At 61.3% G+C, this 15879-nt stretch carries 14 protein-coding genes; 11 read left to right on the plus strand and 3 right to left on the minus strand.

The features are described 5' to 3' along the window. Window positions 1-114: 114 nt before the first annotated feature. From V5B59_RS22410 to V5B59_RS22420, 3 genes are read left to right on the plus strand one after another with little or no spacing between them, the layout of a single operon-like run. A complete protein-coding gene (locus V5B59_RS22410) occupies window positions 115-3435 on the plus strand; it encodes a VanZ family protein (RefSeq protein WP_332352340.1) in 3321 nt (1106 codons plus the stop codon). Then, on the plus strand, window positions 3372-4262 hold the full coding sequence (locus V5B59_RS22415; protein WP_332352341.1) for a hydrolase 2, exosortase A system-associated: 891 nt from the start codon (window positions 3372-3374) through the stop codon (window positions 4260-4262). Before V5B59_RS22410 ends, V5B59_RS22415 begins: the two co-directional genes overlap by 64 nt. Then, window positions 4259-5158: a hydrolase 1, exosortase A system-associated gene (locus tag V5B59_RS22420; RefSeq protein ID WP_169071306.1), complete on the plus strand. Its 900-nt coding sequence runs from the start codon at window positions 4259-4261 to the stop codon at window positions 5156-5158. The genes V5B59_RS22415 and V5B59_RS22420 overlap by 4 nt, the downstream gene beginning before the upstream one ends. Window positions 5159-5195: 37 nt before the next feature. Here the strand turns inward: V5B59_RS22420 and V5B59_RS22425 are convergent, their stop codons facing one another. Then, on the minus strand, window positions 5196-7994 hold the full coding sequence (locus V5B59_RS22425; protein ID WP_169071307.1) for an Rne/Rng family ribonuclease: 2799 nt from the start codon (window positions 7992-7994) through the stop codon (window positions 5196-5198). Window positions 7995-8397: 403 nt separating this feature from the next. On the opposite strand from V5B59_RS22425, the gene V5B59_RS22430 reads away from it, so the two are divergent. From V5B59_RS22430 to V5B59_RS22440, 3 genes are read left to right on the plus strand one after another with little or no spacing between them, the layout of a single operon-like run. Further along, window positions 8398-9390 (plus strand): RluA family pseudouridine synthase, encoded by a 993-nt coding sequence (locus V5B59_RS22430; RefSeq protein WP_034916736.1) that lies wholly within the window; start codon window positions 8398-8400, stop codon window positions 9388-9390. A gap of 18 nt (window positions 9391-9408) precedes the next feature. Continuing rightward, window positions 9409-9768, plus strand: coding sequence for a Rieske (2Fe-2S) protein (locus tag V5B59_RS22435; RefSeq protein WP_034916733.1), 360 nt, complete (start codon window positions 9409-9411; stop codon window positions 9766-9768). Then, entirely contained in the window at window positions 9765-10718 is a 954-nt protein-coding gene (locus tag V5B59_RS22440; protein ID WP_169071308.1) for a S49 family peptidase, read from the plus strand. Before V5B59_RS22435 ends, V5B59_RS22440 begins: the two co-directional genes overlap by 4 nt. A 15-nt stretch (window positions 10719-10733) precedes the next feature. Here V5B59_RS22440 and V5B59_RS22445 read toward each other — a convergent pair whose 3' ends face one another. Both V5B59_RS22445 and V5B59_RS22450 read right to left on the minus strand, forming a co-directional pair. Then, on the minus strand, window positions 10734-11444 hold the full coding sequence (locus tag V5B59_RS22445) for an SAM-dependent methyltransferase (protein ID WP_169071309.1): 711 nt from the start codon (window positions 11442-11444) through the stop codon (window positions 10734-10736). A gap of 33 nt (window positions 11445-11477) precedes the next feature. Further along, a complete protein-coding gene (locus V5B59_RS22450; RefSeq protein WP_034916731.1) occupies window positions 11478-12056 on the minus strand; it encodes a Maf family protein in 579 nt (192 codons plus the stop codon). A 140-nt stretch (window positions 12057-12196) separates the two neighbouring features. Between V5B59_RS22450 and V5B59_RS22455 the strand changes: the two genes are divergently transcribed. The 5 genes from V5B59_RS22455 (at window position 12197) to fabD (ending at window position 15874) form a co-directional block, all read left to right on the plus strand. Beyond that, the gene (locus V5B59_RS22455) at window positions 12197-12688 is read left to right on the plus strand and encodes a YceD family protein (RefSeq protein WP_211203476.1); all 492 of its coding nucleotides are present in this window, start codon (window positions 12197-12199) and stop codon (window positions 12686-12688) included. Between the two features lie 15 nt (window positions 12689-12703). After that, window positions 12704-12883: a 50S ribosomal protein L32 gene (gene rpmF / locus V5B59_RS22460; protein WP_034916721.1), complete on the plus strand. Its 180-nt coding sequence runs from the start codon at window positions 12704-12706 to the stop codon at window positions 12881-12883. A gap of 63 nt (window positions 12884-12946) precedes the next feature. Then, complete coding sequence (plsX, locus tag V5B59_RS22465) at window positions 12947-13960, plus strand: phosphate acyltransferase PlsX (RefSeq protein WP_034916719.1); 1014 nt, start codon at window positions 12947-12949, stop codon at window positions 13958-13960. Between the two features lies 1 nt (window position 13961). Then, complete coding sequence (locus V5B59_RS22470; RefSeq protein WP_034916717.1) at window positions 13962-14921, plus strand: beta-ketoacyl-ACP synthase III; 960 nt, start codon at window positions 13962-13964, stop codon at window positions 14919-14921. Window positions 14922-14932: 11 nt separating this feature from the next. Continuing rightward, window positions 14933-15874, plus strand: coding sequence for an ACP S-malonyltransferase (gene fabD, locus V5B59_RS22475; protein ID WP_169071310.1), 942 nt, complete (start codon window positions 14933-14935; stop codon window positions 15872-15874). The last annotated feature ends 5 nt before the right edge of the window (window positions 15875-15879 follow it).

Below are 15879 nucleotides of genomic sequence, written 5' to 3' on the forward strand. Positions count from 1 at the left end.
AGGGGAGATTCGTGAGTCGCATACGCGACTTTCACATTAAGATTGCAGGATCAGTACGCGTCTTATATCAGGCATACTTGACAACGAGTGGCAGCCACCAACAGGATCCTGAGCATGAGCAAGCATCGTATCGGTAGCCTTCACACACCTGTCCCCGCTGCCGACTCTGGCGCATTCCGTCTCGGCTGGCTTCTCTATCTCGTCTTCATTGTTTATGGCAGCCTGGTTCCCCTGGATTTCCATGCCCTGCCTCTCGATCAGGCTTGGGCACAGTTCAGACAACTGCCGATGCTGCAGATCGGTGCCGAGGGCCGGGCCGATTGGGTGGCCAACGGAGTCCTTTATGTTCCGGCGGGCTTTCTGACGGTAGTGGTGCTGGGGGGTGGGAAGGGTGGGCTGTGGCGGCGTTTTCCCCGGCTGGCGGGCGCCGCCCTCTTCTGCATCGCTCTTGCTCTGGCGGTGGAGTTTACCCAGTTGTTCTTCCCACAGCGAACATTTTCACGGAATGATGTGATTGCCGAGGTGATTGGCAGTCTTGTGGGTATCCTCCTGGCGGCGAACTGGTCCGACTGGTTCAGTCAATTGCTTGCCTCCTGGGTCGGGACGCTCGACCAGTTGCTGGTCCGGGCGTTGCAGGCCTACGCGGTCGGCTATCTGGTATTCAGCCTGTTTCCGTTCGATTTTATGATTTCTGCAGGCGAATTTGCCGGCAAGCTGAATGCGGATGGATGGGGCTGGTTTCTTGCGGGTCAGACCACGGAACGGGGAGCGATCGTGCTGGCTGCCAAGCTGCTGGCCGAAATGCTCGCCGTCGTACCTGTCGGTGTCATGCTCGGGCGCCGCAACCAGTTGCGAGGGCGGTCGGCGACCGGCAATGCGCTGCTCTATGGCGGACTGCTTGGGCTGGCCATCGAGGCCATCCAGTTCCTGATGTTCTCGGGCGTCAGCCAGGGAGCATCGTTGCTGACGCGCATTGGCGGCATGTATCTTGGTGCTCTTTTCTGGCAGGAGCGGCGGCGCTTTCGGGATTTGCCCAACTCCGGCGTCGGCAAACGGCTGGCGCCATGGCTCGGCCTGCTCTACCTGCCAGCCCTGGTCGCCGTCAATGGCTGGTTCGATCATTCGTGGCATGGCCTGGAACTGGCCGGCAAGACGGTTGCAGAGACTCGCTTCCTGCCCTTCTATTACCACTACTACACCACCGAGCAAGCGGCTTTGCTCAGTGTTGCTGCGGTGGCGTTGATGTATGCACCGATCGGAGGACTGGCCTGGTTGCGTCGACTGTCGCCGGCCGTCGCGTTCTGGCTTGCCCTGCTCGTTGCCGGCATGATCGAGACCAGCAAGCTTTTCCTCGCCGGCTTTCACCCGGATCCGACCAATCTGTTGATCGCTGCATTCGCCGCCTGGTCGCTTACGAGCTTGCTCCGGCAATTCTACTCCGCCGTGGCAGATGAAGTGCAGCAACCCGAAGAACGGCCTGTGAAGGTAGCCACGACGACCGCCGAGCCGGCACGGATCGCCGTTTCCTCCTGGTTTTCTCTGGCCGGAACCTTGGCACTTGCGGCCTGGGTAGCCGTTGATTTTCCCATTTACTCACTCCTGCTGGCAGTACTTTTGCTTGCCTATGCCGCGCTGCTCTGGTTTCGACCGCAACTGCTCTGGATGGTCATCCCGGCTGCCCTGCCGCTCCTTGACCTTGCCCCCTGGAGTGGACGCTTCTTCCTCGATGAATTCGATTTCCTGGTCATGGTCAGCCTCGCGCTGGGCTACGTCCGCACGCGCGCTCTCCAGCGAGGCGTGTACCGCGATTGGTGGGCTCTGGCGGTGACCGGACTGCTGGCGTTGACTTTGACTATCTCTGCCCTGCGGGGCGGGCTGCTTCCCTTGTCCTTGCCGGATGTCAACGCCTTCACCAACTACTACAGCCCCTACAATGCCCTGCGGGCCGGCAAGGGTGCTCTGTGGGCACTGCTGCTGTTCGGTTTGATCCGACGCTTCGAGGCCGACGGACGCGATATCCGCGGCTTGTTCGCCGGCGGCATGGTGGTCGGGCTTGCCGGGATCGTTGCTGTCGTGGTCTGGGAGCGCGCCGTTTTTCCCGGATTGTTCAATTTTGCAGATGTCTACCGTGTGACCGGGCCGTTTTCTCAGATGCATACCGGCGGGGCGGACATCGAGGTTTACCTGACCGCCGCTGTGCCTTTTGTCGTGCTGCTGGTAATGATCCGTACGCTTTGGGCCCGGCTCGTCGGTATCCTGCTTTTCCCCGCTGCGACCTACGCGCTAATGGTGACCTTCTCCCGCGCCGGCTATGCTGGCTATGGCATTGCCCTGGCAGGTGCCTGTCTGGTGATCCTGCTGTCGCCGCGCAAGGGACCCGAGCCGGGTGCGCCGCCAGTCCATGCAAACCACGCCAAGGGGCTTGGAGTCTTCGCGCTGAGTCGCTGGGCGCTGCCGGTGGGTTTGCTTGCGCTGGCAGTGGTGGTGGCGCTACCGATCTACAGCGGTTCGTTTGCCCAGGAGCGCCTCTCCCAGGTGCGTGCGGACCTGGCGGTTCGACAGGCCCACTGGGCAGATACCTTGGCCATGCGCGACTCCGGACTGGCTTCTACGCTGTTCGGCATGGGGTTTGGCCGCTTTCCGGAAAGGCACTACTGGCGCAGCAGCGAACCCAGGGCGGCAAGCTACCGCCTGGAAAGCGAGGCCGGCAATGTCTTCCTGCGGCTTGGTGCCGGCCTGTCGCTGTATATGGAGCAGTTGGTCACGGTGCAGCCGCATCGGGACTACGTGCTGCACTTGGCGCTGCGAAGTTCTCAACCGGTGACGCTCTCGGCATCCCTGTGCGAGAAATGGCTGCTCACTTCCGGGCGCTGCGTATTCGGTACTGCGGCCAGCGAGGGAAGACAATGGGAGGAACACCAAATTCGTTTGGCCAGCGGCGAGGTCGGTGCTGGATCGGGGCTGTTGCACGCACCGGTCAAGTTGTCCCTGCAAAACACCTCTGCGGCCAGCCTGGACCTCGACAACGTACGCCTGCTGAACGAGGATGGCGCAGATCTGACGGATAACGGTGGCTTTTCTCGTGCTCTGGATCGCTGGTTTTTCAGTGTTGACGATGACTTGCCCTGGCATGTGTGGAGCATGCCGGTGGCCATTCTGTTCGAGCAGGGCGTGATCGGCCTGTTGGCATTTGCGGTCATGTTGTTGCTGGGAGTCTGGCGGACCGGGCGTCGGGCTCGACAAGGCGACATCATGGCCGGGTGCTTTCTGGCATCACTGCTTGGGGTATTGTTCATCGGCAGTGTCGATAGCATCATAGACTCCCCGCGCTTCCTGTTGCTCTTGCTCTTGCTTTGTCGAGTCGGATGGATGTGGAGCGAGACCGTCGGAGTGCCGGCAATGCGCTTATCGACTCCGCAAACCAGTCGTTATTAAGGGGGCTCCTATCCTTGCAGCCATTTTTTCTTCAAGCAGAGAGGGGATATCGCTTCTGCGTCTATCACCCGACAGTCAACCGTGCAGCGCGTGGCGCGATCATTTATGTGCATCCATTTGCCGAGGAAATGAACAAATCTCGCCGTATGGCCGCCCTGCAGGCGAGGGAAATGGCCAAACTTGGCTACGATGTCCTGCAGATCGATCTGCTGGGCTGTGGAGATAGCTCCGGGGATTTCGCAGAAGCCGGCTGGCGAGACTGGCAAGACGATGTTCATAGGGCCTGTCGTTGGCTGCGCACCAGGAGCGATGCGCCTTTGATCCTCTGGGGCTTGCGTGCTGGCTGTCTGCTGGCGGCGAGTGCGGCAGTCACGCTCAAGGAAGCAGCCAATTTCATTTATTGGCAGCCGGTGGTCTCCGGAAAACAACATTGGCAACAGTTCATACGCCTGAAGATGGCCTCAGAGCTGGCTTCAGGGCAGGCGAAAACCGTCTCCGAGCAATTGCGGCGGCAATTGTCGAACGGCCAGTCTGTTGAAATCGCCGGCTATACCTTTTCTCCGGCGCTTGTCGAGAGTCTGGAGGCTGCGGAGCTCAACCCTCCCATCGATCTGGGCGGACGCGTAGCGTGGCTGGAACTCTCGACTCGCGAGGGTGCAAGCCCTTCTCCGGTTTCCAGGAAATGCATCGGGCAATGGGAAGCGGCGGGTGGGTACAGACTGGATGCCCGGATGATTCATGGCCCAGGCTTCTGGCAGAGCAGCGAAATCGAAGATGCACCCGAACTGATCGAGGCGACGGTAGCGGTACTGGAGTCCTGGCAATGAATTACACAGAACAGGTCTTGCTCTTCTCTTGTGCCGGCGAGAGCCTGGTCGGCATCGTTGCCTCTCCTGCCGGGGAGCCCGCAAGGAAAGGGGTGCTCATTATTGTGGGTGGACCGCAATATCGCGTCGGTAGCCATCGCCAGTTCGTGCTCTTGTCGCGTACTTTGGCGGAGGCTGGCTTCCCGGTGATGCGTTTCGACTGCCGGGGAATGGGTGACAGCACCGGTGGGATTCGCGATTTCGAGCACATCAATGCGGATATTGCTGCGGCAATCGATGCCTTTGGCACTTCCTGTCCTCAGCTTGAGCAGATTGTCCTCTGGGGATTGTGCGATGCGGCGTCGGCTAGCCTGTTGTATTGGGATGCGACGCAGGATGCGCGGGTGACCGGGGTGGTGATGCTCAACCCGTGGGTCCGTACCGAGGCTGGACTGGCCAAGACCCACCTCAAGCACTACTACGGTCAACGGCTCCTGCAGGCAGACTTCTGGCGTAAGTTGCTCACGGGAAACCTTGGATTGGGCCGGTCACTCAAGGATCTCATGGCCAACATTCGAAGCGCAGGTCAGAACAGTCGCTCGACAAGCAGCGATCAGATGCTTCCATTCCAGAAAAGAATGGCACGTGGCCTCGAGAGCTTTGGCGGTGCTGCATTACTGATCCTCAGTGGCAACGATTTGACTGCGAAGGAATTTTCCGAGGCCTTGAAAACCGATCGCGCCTGGCATGCATCCTTGCAGCGCGGGCATGTGGCATTCGTGGATATCGAGGACGCCGACCACACCTTTTCATCGGCAGTCTGGCGCAATTCGGTGGCCACTGCGGTTACGGATTGGCTCCAGAAAGTGGAATCCGGGGCCGGGCCTCCACGAAGCGCTTGGTCGCGCGCTCCATAAGGGAATTCCCGGCCCTCCCGAAGGGTCTGCGGCAGGTCTACTTGCGGGTTTCGATCATGACCAGCGGCTCATCGGGAACGACCACGCTAGCCCGTCTGCGACGTGGCGGCCTGGACGCGGTAATCGGGCTGCTCTGCTGCGGCGACCCCTGAACCTGGTTTTTGCTGGTTTCCACCATGATCAGGCCACTGCCGGCGATCGCTTCCTGGATGGTGGGTGCGAGTGGGATGGCGGCAAGCGGCTCGATCGATGCAAGCGCATCCGCTGCAGGAGGCAAGTCGATGTTTGCAGCGGCCAAGACGACCGACGGTGCTTCGATGCCGAGCGGCGCCACGACCACCGGCTGGGCTTCGCTCGCTGCTGGCGTGGCGACCACCGCGGCTGCTTCCAGGGTTGCCGGGACTACCGCGACCATCGGGGACTCGACGTTTGCTGGCGCCTCGCCGGTGCCGGGTACATCGACCAGGGCTGCGGGAACTGCCTCGGCAATGGGTGCCTCGCGGGATGCCACAGGTGCTGAAACGGTTTCGGCAATTGCCGGAGGAGTCTCGGCAAGGGGAGCAGATGGCTGCGCGGTGTCTGGCATAACCCGCGTTGCAACTGCCTCGCCAGGAGCCACTGGCTCGACGGTCAGGCTTGCCATTTCAGTGCTGCTGCTTGCAGCACTCGCGGCAGCGATTCCCGGTGCTTCGACCGTACTCTCGGTTCGTTCGCTGCGCTCGCGGCGTCCGCCACGCCGACCACGGCGACGCGCGGCGCTGCCGGGGTCGTCGCTGGCTTGCTCTGGAACTGGAGTGGCAAGCGCCGGCGGCGTGACCGGCGCCACTTCGTTGCCTGCCGTGACCGCTGCAGGCGTTTGTGGCCTGCGTTCGCTGCGCTGGCGGCGCGGTTCGCGTGCCAGCGTCGGATCCCGCGGTTCGCGCGGCTTCTGCGCTTCGCTTCGTGCTGGCGCGGGCGATTGCGGCAGGGTTTCCCTCGCATCCCGATTGACGCGTGTCTCGGGGAGTTCGCGTGCCTCGTCACGGCGAGGTCCGCGAACACCGCTCCGGCGATTGTCGCGCGGTCCCTCGCGCGCAGGGGTGCTGACGCGTGTCGGTTGCGGAGGTTCCGGAACGGCAGCAGGCTGGTGGCGGAACCAGGAAATGATCTTTTTCCAGAAATGCTGGCCTGCCGTGACGGGTTTTTCGACATTCCCCGATGCCCTTTCGGCAAGGTTCGGTGCCGGCTGCGATGAGGTCACTCCCTTGATTGCCGCTTCCGCTCGGGGCGCTTTGCTTTCACCGGTCACGGCGACGTTCTTGCTGTCGTCCTCGGTCGGCAGGGCAACCATGCGGTACGAGGCCTGTTGCAGCAGTTCCGGGCCTGCTTCATCCTGACGCAGGCGCGTGAACGTGTGCTGTGGCGTTTCGAGATGAATGTTGGGAATCAGCAGGATGGTGACCTTGTGCCGCTGTTCGATGGCCTGGACGTCGGCCCGTTTTTCGTTGAGCAGGAAGGTGGCGACATCGACCGGCACCTGCGCATGCACGGCGGCAGTGTTGTCCTTCATCGCTTCCTCTTCGAGAATACGCAGGATGTGCAGGGCTGCAGATTCCGTGCTGCGGATGTGGCCCGTCCCCGAACAACGCGGGCAGGGGATGTAGCTGGTTTCGGCGAGTGCTGGGCGCAGGCGCTGGCGCGACAGCTCGAGCAGGCCGAAGCGGCTGATCTTGCCGGTCTGCACGCGGGCGCGATCGAAGCGCAGCGCCTCGCGGACGCGATTTTCAACCTCGCGTTGATTGCGCTGATTCTCCATGTCAATGAAGTCGATGATGATCAGACCGCCGAGATCGCGCAGGCGCAGTTGGCGGGCCATTTCTTCGGCGGCTTCGAGGTTGGTCTTCAGCGCCGTTTCCTCGATGTCGGCACCACGGGTCGAGCGGCCAGAGTTCACATCGACGGAAACCAGCGCTTCGGTATGGTCGATGACGATCGCGCCACCCGACGGCAGGGTGACCTGGCGGGAGTAGGCGGATTCGATCTGATGCTCGATCTGGAAGCGGGAGAACAGCGGCACATCGTCGCGATAGCGCTTGATGCGATTGACGGTTCCCGGCATCACATGTTCCATGAATTGCTGTGCCTGTTCGAAAACATCGTCGGTATCGATCAGGATTTCGCCGATTTCGGGCTGAAAGTAGTCACGGATGGCGCGGATGACCAGGCTGCCCTCCTGGTAGATCAGGAAGGCACCCTTCTGCTGCTGGGCGGCGGCTTCAATGGCTTTCCACAACTGCAGCAGGTAATTGAGATCCCATTGCAGTTCTTCGGCGTTGCGGCCGATCGCGGCAGTGCGGGCGATCAGACTCATTCCCGGTGCGACCTGTAGCTGATCCATCACTTCCCGCAGTTCCGTACGCTCGTCGCCTTCGACGCGGCGCGAGACGCCGCCACCGCGCGGATTGTTCGGCATCAGCACCAGGTATCGGCCGGCGAGACTGACAAAGGTCGTCAGCGCGGCACCCTTGTTGCCGCGTTCGTCCTTGTCCACCTGGACGATCAGTTCCTGGCCTTCGCGCAGCGCTTCTCTGATACTGGCGCGGCCCGCGTCGACTCCGGGCTGGAAGAAGGCGCGGGAGACTTCCTTGAAGGGAAGAAAGCCGTGTCGTTCCGATCCGTAGTCGACGAACGCCGCCTCGAGGCTGGGCTCGATGCGGGTAATGACTGCTTTATAAATGTTGCTCTTTTTCTGTTCCTTGTTCGCCGATTCGATGTCCAGGTCAATGAGCTTCTGACCGTCGACAATGGCAACACGGAGTTCCTCGGCCTGTGTGGCGTTAAACAGCATGCGTTTCATGATTTGGGCTCCCGCGCGCTTTGCCGGGGGCAAGGGCCTTGTGCAGGCAGTAACGGATTAGTTGTGGGGGGAATGCTTGAGAGACTTTCCAGTAGTGCAACTAATAGGGGTATCTCGCCGACTCGATTTCTCGTCGGGCCTTGAAAGCCAAGGACTCGGGAATCTGCCAGGGCCGCTCCACAGGTGCTAGGCGCGCGCAGTTCAAGTAGTATCGCTACTTCGTGGTGAGCGTACTTAACCAGGTGATTGGCGTTGAGTGATCTTGCGCAGCTTGGCGCAAGAGAGGCGGCTGAGGCCTGCCGGAAAGTGCGTCGCAATGGCTTTACAATCGGCGCTGCTCGACGGTCTCACGGGTCAGCGCCTCTTTCAACCCAAAACGCAAATCAAGTCAAGTATATTCAAAATGGCCGAAGTTAGCAAAAACTCCGTTTCCCAGACGCTGATTACCGAGAATGAGCATGGACAGCGCCTCGATAACTTGCTGCTGAAGAAGTGCAAAGGGGTGCCCAAGAGCCACGTCTACAGCATCGTGCGCAGCGGACAGGTGCGAGTCAACGGCCGGCGAGCGGAGGTTTCCTACCGTCTGCAGAGTGGCGATGTGCTGCGTATCCCGCCGTTGCGAATCGCCAGCATCGAACAGGAAGTGGTCGCCGGCGCCGAATTCAAGGTGCACCTGCCCATTGTTTTCGAAGACGAGGGCTTGTTGGTCGTCGACAAGCCAGCCGGCATCGCCGTGCATGGTGGCAGTGGCGAGAGCTTCGGGGTCATCGAGGCGCTGCGACGGCAGCGGCCACAGGCGCGTTTTCTCGAACTTGCGCATCGGCTTGACCGCGAAACCTCGGGAATCCTCTTGCTGGGCAAGAAACGCTCGGTGCTCCTGGCCTTGCACCAGATGTTCCGTAGCGGCGGTCTCGGTGGGGGGGGGCAGGGAGCCGACAAACGTTACCTGGTCCTGGTCTGCGGTCGCTGGATGGATCCGCTGCGCAATGTTCGGCTACCCTTGCTCAAGTATCTGCAGGCATCGGGTGAGCGTCGAGTGCGCGTTTCCGAGGAGGGCAAGACTGCGCATACCCTCTTCCGCCTCGTGGCGCGCTGGGAACGTTTCAGCCTGCTGGAAGCCGAGCTGAAAACCGGGCGAACGCACCAGATCCGAGTCCATCTCGCGCATCTGGGCTTTCCGATCGCCGGTGACGAAAAATATGGCGACTTTGCGCTGAACAAGGCGTTGTCCAGGGAAGGGCTGAAGCGCATGTTTCTGCACGCTTGGCGGATGCGCCTGCCACACCCGCTGGAGGAGCGGGAATTGGTGGTGGAAGCGGCGCTGCCGGCGGCGCTGAAGAGCTTCGTGCACAGCATTTCGGCGAAGGAAAAGCAGGATTATGGCGAGAAGGTCTGAGTGGACGGGACTGTCCGAGTGGCCATGGCTGCACGCCTGATCTGTCTTTCCGGTGATTTGCTGGACGGCGGGCCGGGGGTACGCTTCACGGTCAGGCGCTATGGCACCGAAGAGCCGGCATTTGCGGTGCGATTTCAGGGTCGTGTCTTTGCCTACTGCAATCGTTGTGCGCATGTTCCCGTTGAACTCGACTGGCAGCCCAAGGAATTCTTCGATCATTCCAAGTTATACTTGATCTGCGCAACGCATGGCGCGCTCTACTCGCCGGAAGACGGCCGCTGCCTGGGCGGTCGTTGTAACGGCAGAGGGCTGACGCCGCTACCCGTCGAAGAACGGGATGGCGCGATCTATTTCACCCCCAGCGAGCAGATATCTTGAGTACCCCTGAAAACGAACCACCCTGGGAACGGCAGTTACTGGAGAAGGTTGCCTTCGCGTCGCTGCACGAGCAGCGGGCGAAGCGGCGCTGGGGTATTTTTTTCAAGCTGGCTGGCCTGGCCTACCTGGTCGCAGTCCTGGTGCTGGTCGTTGATTGGGGCGGCTCCGAGCAGCTTGCCGATGGCAGGCATACGGCGGTCATCCATCTGCATGGCACGATCGAGGCACAGGGCGAAGCCAGTGCGCAGAATGTCAACGACGCGCTGGAAGCCGCTTTCGCGGACAAGGGAACGGCGGGCGTCATCCTGCGGGTCAACAGCCCGGGTGGCAGCCCTGTTCAGGCAGGTATCGTCCACGACGAAATTCGTCGCTTGCGTACCAAGCACCCGCAGATTCCGCTGTATGCCGTGGTCGAAGACCTCTGCGCTTCCGGCGGCTACTACGTTGCTGTGGCGGCTGACAAGATTTTCGTAGACAAGGCCAGCATCGTCGGGTCGATCGGTGTGCTGATGGACGGTTTCGGTTTCACCGGGACGATGGAAAAGCTTGGCGTCGAACGTCGGCTGCTGACCGCCGGGGAGAACAAGGGTTTCCTCGATCCTTTCTCGCCGCAGGACGCGAAGCAGAAGGAACACGCGCGGGTGTTGCTGCGCGAGATCCACAAGCAGTTCATCGAGGTCGTCCGGCGAGGGCGCGGCACGCGGCTCAAGGAAACGCCGGAGATGTTCAGCGGCCTGATGTGGACCGGCAGTCAAAGTGTCGGTCTGGGTCTCGCCGATGGCTTTGGCACCGTCGGTTCGGTGGCGCGTGACGTGATCAAGGCGGAGCGGATCGTCGAGTTCACCATCAAGGAAAATATCGCCGAACGTTTTGCCAAGCGCCTGCGTGCCGATGCCGTGCAGGGTGTGGCGGGCTCGCTGCTTGGCGCCGGCAGGCCACTGTTTCATTGACCGCGTAGGTGTTCACTAGGCCTGCAAAAGGAATACCGTCGGTCGGCGACTGATCTCGGGGTGCTGTTGGCGCCGCCATTCGGAAACCGTTCGAGTCGTGATCTGCTCCTCATCGAGCGAGAGGTCGGTCGCGACACAGACGCGCGTGCTCGGCGCACAGGTCTGGACGAGTGCTGCGAGCATCTGGCGGTTGCGGTAGGGCGTTTCGATGAAGATTTGGGTTCGCTGTTGCTGCCGTGATTCTCTTTCCAGCTCGCGCAAGCGTGTTCCGAGTTCCTGGGGGCCGCTTGGCAGGTAGCCGTGAAACGCGAAACTTTGGCCGCTCAGTCCTGAAGCCATCAAGGCGAGCAGGATCGACGAGGGACCGATCATGGGAACGACCTGGACGCCTCGCTGATGGGCCAGCGCAACCAGAGCGGCACCAGGGTCGGCCACTGCGGGGCAGCCGGCCTCGGAGATCAGTCCAAGGTCATTGCCAGCCAGTGCCGGCGCCAGAAGTTGTGGTAGCGCGCTGGCCGCGGTATGTTCGTTGAGTTCCAGTATCTCGATCTGTTGCAGCGGCGTCTCGGAAGGCAGCGACTTGAGGAAGGCGCGCGCCGTCTTGGCATTCTCGGCAACGAAATGCACGAGTCTTTGCGCACAGGCCAGAACGGGCCCTGGCAGTACGTCCGCTACCGGAGTTTGGCCGAGTGGCACCGGAATCAGATAAAGCCGGCCGGTTTTCATGCAGTGCCTGGCCTCCGAACGATCCCCTGACGATCAGAATACCGAGACGTTCTCGATTCGCAGCAGGTCGCAGAGCGCGATCAGCGGCAGTCCGATCAGTGCATTCGGGTCTTCGCCGTCGATTCTGGCAATCAGGGCGATTCCCAGCCCTTCCGATTTGGCACTGCCGGCACAGTGGTACGGTTGTTCCTTGCGCAGGTAGCTTTCGATTTCCTCGTCTTGCAGGTTTCTGAAAGTGACCAGCGTCGCTACGCCGCGCCGATGTGCTTTGCCGGTTCTTGCGTTCAGAAGGCAGAGACCGGTGAAGAAGTTCACGCGGTGGCCACGCATGGCCTGCAACTGGCGCAGTGCATTGTCATGGGTTCCCGGTTTCCCGAAAATCTGGCCGTCCAGACAGGCCACCTGGTCGCTGCCAATGATCAGGGCGTCGCCGTGCGAACCGGCGACGGCGCGGGCCTTGGCTTCCGAAAGGCGCAGGGCGCCAGCTTCAGGGGTTTCGCCTAGCAGCAGGGCTTCGTCAACGGCGGGATTGGCGGTCTCGAACGGCAAACCAAGGCGAGCCAGCAGTTCACGGCGATACGGCGAGGTCGAGGCGAGAATGAGCGGTGGCATGGGCATCGGAGGGTCAACTTCTGCGCAAAGACCGGGGCAAAGCGGAAAAAACCAGGGAATGCCGCAATTTGCCGCGTCGCTGCTTTGACTTCAAAAGCCGAAGATAATATCATGCGCCCCTTGTGTCGTGACGAGTCGTGATGGACGTGATTGACAGCCAGGTATTTGCACGTGAAGGAGGTTCGCTGCAAGGCGAGCTGCCCGTCGCAGCACTGACTCGATTGCTTGATCTGTTGACTGCTTCAGATGGCTCTCTGACGTACCGGATCCAGGGACGAATGGGGCCTTGCAAGCGCCCACAGTTACTGGTGGAGGTGGATGGTGTCTTGTCCCTGTGCTGTCAACGCTGCCTCGAGGCGATCGACTACCCGATCGAGGTGCGTAGTCTGCTGGAATTTGTCGATAGCGACGGTGACCTGACACAGGAGGAACTGGAGGATGACTCCAGGGACTTTCTTCCCGATCAGAAGGAACTGGATGTTGCCGTACTGATCGAGGATGAAATTCTGCTTGCGCTTCCCCTCGCTCCGCGCCACGATCATTGCGCCCTGCCCGGGGTTGCTCCGGGGTCGGCAAATGTGTCACCGTTTTCAGTGTTGGCCGGCCTTCAGGGCAAGGCTGAGCAAGTTTGATTCTAGGAGTTCGTGATGGCTGTGCAACAGAACAAGAAATCCCCTTCCAAGCGTGGCATGCATCGTGCGCACGATTCCCTGAGCGGCATGCCGCTGGCGATCGAGCCGACGACCGGCGAGGTCCACCTGCGTCACCACGTCAGCCCGTCGGGTTATTATCGGGGCAAGAAGGTCGTCAAAAGCGCCGGCGAGTGATTCTGCTGGCTTGGGTGAGCGCCTTTCCGTGATGGTGAGTTGCCAGTCCTGGTCTGTCATCGGATGACCATTACCGTCGCCATCGACTGCATGGGAGGGGACCACGGTCCCTGCGTGACCGTTCCGGCAGCACTCCAGTTTGTACGCGATCGTTCTGACGTGCGCGTCATTCTGGTGGGTCTCGCCGAGAGCATTCGCCCTTTTCTGGGCGACGCTGCGATCGGCCGGGTTGCCGTACGTCATGCCACGGAAGTGGTGGCGATGGATGAGTCGCCGGCACTGACGCTGCGCACCAAGAAAGACTCGTCGATGCGTGTCGCCATCAACCTGGTCAAGCAGGGCGAGGCGGATGCCTGTGTTTCGGCCGGGAACACCGGCGCGCTGATGGCCATTTCCCGATTCGTCCTGAAGATGCTGCCGGGGATCGATCGACCGGCGATCTGTGCGGTGCTGCCCACGCTCACCGGGCACACGCATGTGCTCGATCTCGGCGCCAATGTCGATTGCAGCCCAGGGCATCTGCTGCAGTTCGGAATCATGGGCGCTTCGCTGGTTTCTGCCATCGAGCATCGAGATCGACCAACGGTCGGGATGCTGAACATCGGCGAAGAGGACATCAAGGGCAATGATGTCGCCAAGCGGGCTGCCGAGTTGCTTTGGGAGTCGGGTTTGAATTTCGTCGGTAATATCGAAGGTGACGGGCTCTACAAAGGCGAGGCAGACGTCATTGTTTGCGATGGCTTTGTCGGCAATGTCGCGCTCAAGGCTTCGGAAGGTCTGGCACAACTGCTGGCTACTTTCCTGCGGCAGGAATTCCGGCGCAATCTGTTTACCAGGCTGGCGGCTGTGGTCGCCATGCCGGTGCTCAATAGGTTCAAGAAGCGGGTTGACCATCGCCAGTACAACGGCGCCACCCTGCTCGGCTTGAAGGGTATCGTCGTCAAGAGCCATGGCTCGGCCGATGTCATTGCTTTTACGCGCGCGCTGCAGCGTGCTGCAGATGAGGCCAGTAGTGGCGTTCTCGCACGCATCAGCGAACGCGTTGCGCAGCAACAACCGCTTCAGGAGACCGCCTAGCATGTTCTCCCGCATTACCGGGACCGGCAGTTTTCTGCCCGGCCCCCCAGTCAGCAACGATGATCTCGTGCACCGTGGCATCGAAACCAACGATGACTGGATCGTCAGTCGTACCGGCATTCGCTGCCGTCATCTCGCGGACCAGGGCGAGACTTCCAGTGATCTGGGCCTGGAGGCGAGCCGTCGGGCACTGAACGCCGCTGGTCTTGAGGCGTCCGATCTGGATCTGATCATTGTGGCGACCTCGACCCCGGATTTCATTTTTCCGAGTACCGCCTGCTTGCTGCAGGCCAAACTCGGGAATCATGGAGCTACGGCGTTTGACGTGCAGGCGGTTTGCAGCGGCTTCGTCTACGCGCTGGCGATTGCCGACAAGTTCCTCCGTTCGGGGAGTCATCGGCGCGCTTTGGTGGTCGGAGCCGAAGTCTTCTCGCATATTCTCGACTGGAATGATCGAGCCACCTGTGTGCTGTTCGGCGATGGTGCCGGTGCAGTCGTTCTGGAGACGTCCGATCAGCCGGGAATCCTGGCAACCGCCCTGCACGCCGACGGTGCGCACCACGCTATCCTGTCGGTGCCGGGTGGTGTCAGCGGCGGTCGGGTGACGGGCGATCCTTTCCTGCGTATGGATGGGCAGGCGGTGTTCAAGTTTGCTGTGCGCGTCCTCGCGGAAGTTGGCGAGGAGTGCTGCCAGGCGGCCGGCATCGCATCTTCCGATATCGACTGGCTGATTCCGCACCAGGCCAATATTCGCATCCTGGAAGCCACGGCCAGAAGAATGAAAATGCCGATGGACAAGCTGGTTGTCACCGTCGACCGGCATGGCAACACGTCGGCTGCCTCGGTTCCTCTGGCTCTGGATGAGGCCATTCGCGATCGACGCATGCAGGCCGGACAGAAGATCATGCTCGAAGGCGTTGGTGGTGGTTTCACCTGGGGCGCAGTTCTGTTCGAATTCTAAAGGAAGTATGCATGGCGTTCGCTTTTGTTTTTCCCGGTCAGGGCTCGCAAGCGGTGGGAATGATGGCGGCCTACGGCGATTCCGCGGTGGTGCGTGCCACTTTCGCCGAGGCTTCGGCGGCACTCGACCAGGATCTCTGGAAATTGCTTGCCGATGGCCCGGCCGAAGCCCTGGCACAGACCGTCAATACCCAGCCCGTGATGCTGAGCGCCGGGATTGCGGTCTATCGCCTATGGCTCGACATGGGTGGCGAGGTGCCGACGCTCCTCGCCGGTCACAGCCTCGGCGAGTACACCGCGCTGGTGGTCGCCGGCGTCATTGCCTTCAAGGATGCGGTGCCGCTGGTTCGCCTGCGTGCGGCGGCGATGCAGGAAGCGGTCCCCGCGGGCGCGGGGGCGATGGCCGCCATTCTCGGGATCGATGACGATAGAATTGCCGCGGCCTGTGCCGAAGCCAGGGTGGCCGGCAGCACTGCCGAGGTGGTTGAACCGGTCAATTACAACGGGCCCGGGCAGACCGTCATTGCTGGCAGCAAGGCGGCAGTGGAACGTGCCTGTGCCGTGTGCAAGGCGAATGGCGCCAAGCGCGCGCTGCTGCTGCCGGTTTCCGCACCCTTTCACTCCTCGCTGATGCGGCCGGCGGCTGCCAAACTGGCAGCCCGTCTGGACGAGTTGAGCTTTGCCGCAGCCCAGATACCGGTGATCAACAATGTGGATGTGGCCATCGAGTCGGACCCCGCTCGGATCAAGGACGCTCTGGTTCGGCAGGCGTACTCTCCGGTGCGCTGGGTCGAGACGATCCGGAAAATGGCTGCCATGGACATCACGACGATCGCCGAATGCGGACCCGGCAAGGTTCTGGCAGGCCTCAGCAAGCGCTGTGCAGAGCCGTTGACGAGTATCGCGCTGGCTGATCGGGCGGCGATCGAAGCTGCCGTAGCGAACCTGGAGTAAGGATC

It is taken from the genome of Candidatus Accumulibacter contiguus (assembly GCF_036625285.1).
In the GTDB taxonomy this organism is placed as follows: Bacteria; Pseudomonadota; Gammaproteobacteria; order Burkholderiales; family Rhodocyclaceae; genus Accumulibacter; species Accumulibacter contiguus.

Coding starts and splice junctions, on each gene's coding strand:
- V5B59_RS22410 (WP_332352340.1), top strand. CDS start 115: ATGAGCAAGCATCGTATCGGTAGCCTTCACACACCTGTCCCCGCTGCC.
- V5B59_RS22420 (WP_169071306.1), top strand. CDS start 4,259: ATGAATTACACAGAACAGGTCTTGCTCTTCTCTTGTGCCGGCGAGAGC.
- V5B59_RS22425 (WP_169071307.1), bottom strand. CDS start 7,994: ATGAAACGCATGCTGTTTAACGCCACACAGGCCGAGGAACTCCGTGTT.
- V5B59_RS22430 (WP_034916736.1), top strand. CDS start 8,398: ATGGCCGAAGTTAGCAAAAACTCCGTTTCCCAGACGCTGATTACCGAG.
- V5B59_RS22445 (WP_169071309.1), bottom strand. CDS start 11,444: ATGAAAACCGGCCGGCTTTATCTGATTCCGGTGCCACTCGGCCAAACT.
- V5B59_RS22450 (WP_034916731.1), bottom strand. CDS start 12,056: ATGCCACCGCTCATTCTCGCCTCGACCTCGCCGTATCGCCGTGAACTG.
- V5B59_RS22455 (WP_211203476.1), top strand. CDS start 12,197: ATGGACGTGATTGACAGCCAGGTATTTGCACGTGAAGGAGGTTCGCTG.
- rpmF (WP_034916721.1), top strand. CDS start 12,704: ATGGCTGTGCAACAGAACAAGAAATCCCCTTCCAAGCGTGGCATGCAT.
- plsX (WP_034916719.1), top strand. CDS start 12,947: ATGACCATTACCGTCGCCATCGACTGCATGGGAGGGGACCACGGTCCC.
- V5B59_RS22470 (WP_034916717.1), top strand. CDS start 13,962: ATGTTCTCCCGCATTACCGGGACCGGCAGTTTTCTGCCCGGCCCCCCA.
- fabD (WP_169071310.1), top strand. CDS start 14,933: ATGGCGTTCGCTTTTGTTTTTCCCGGTCAGGGCTCGCAAGCGGTGGGA.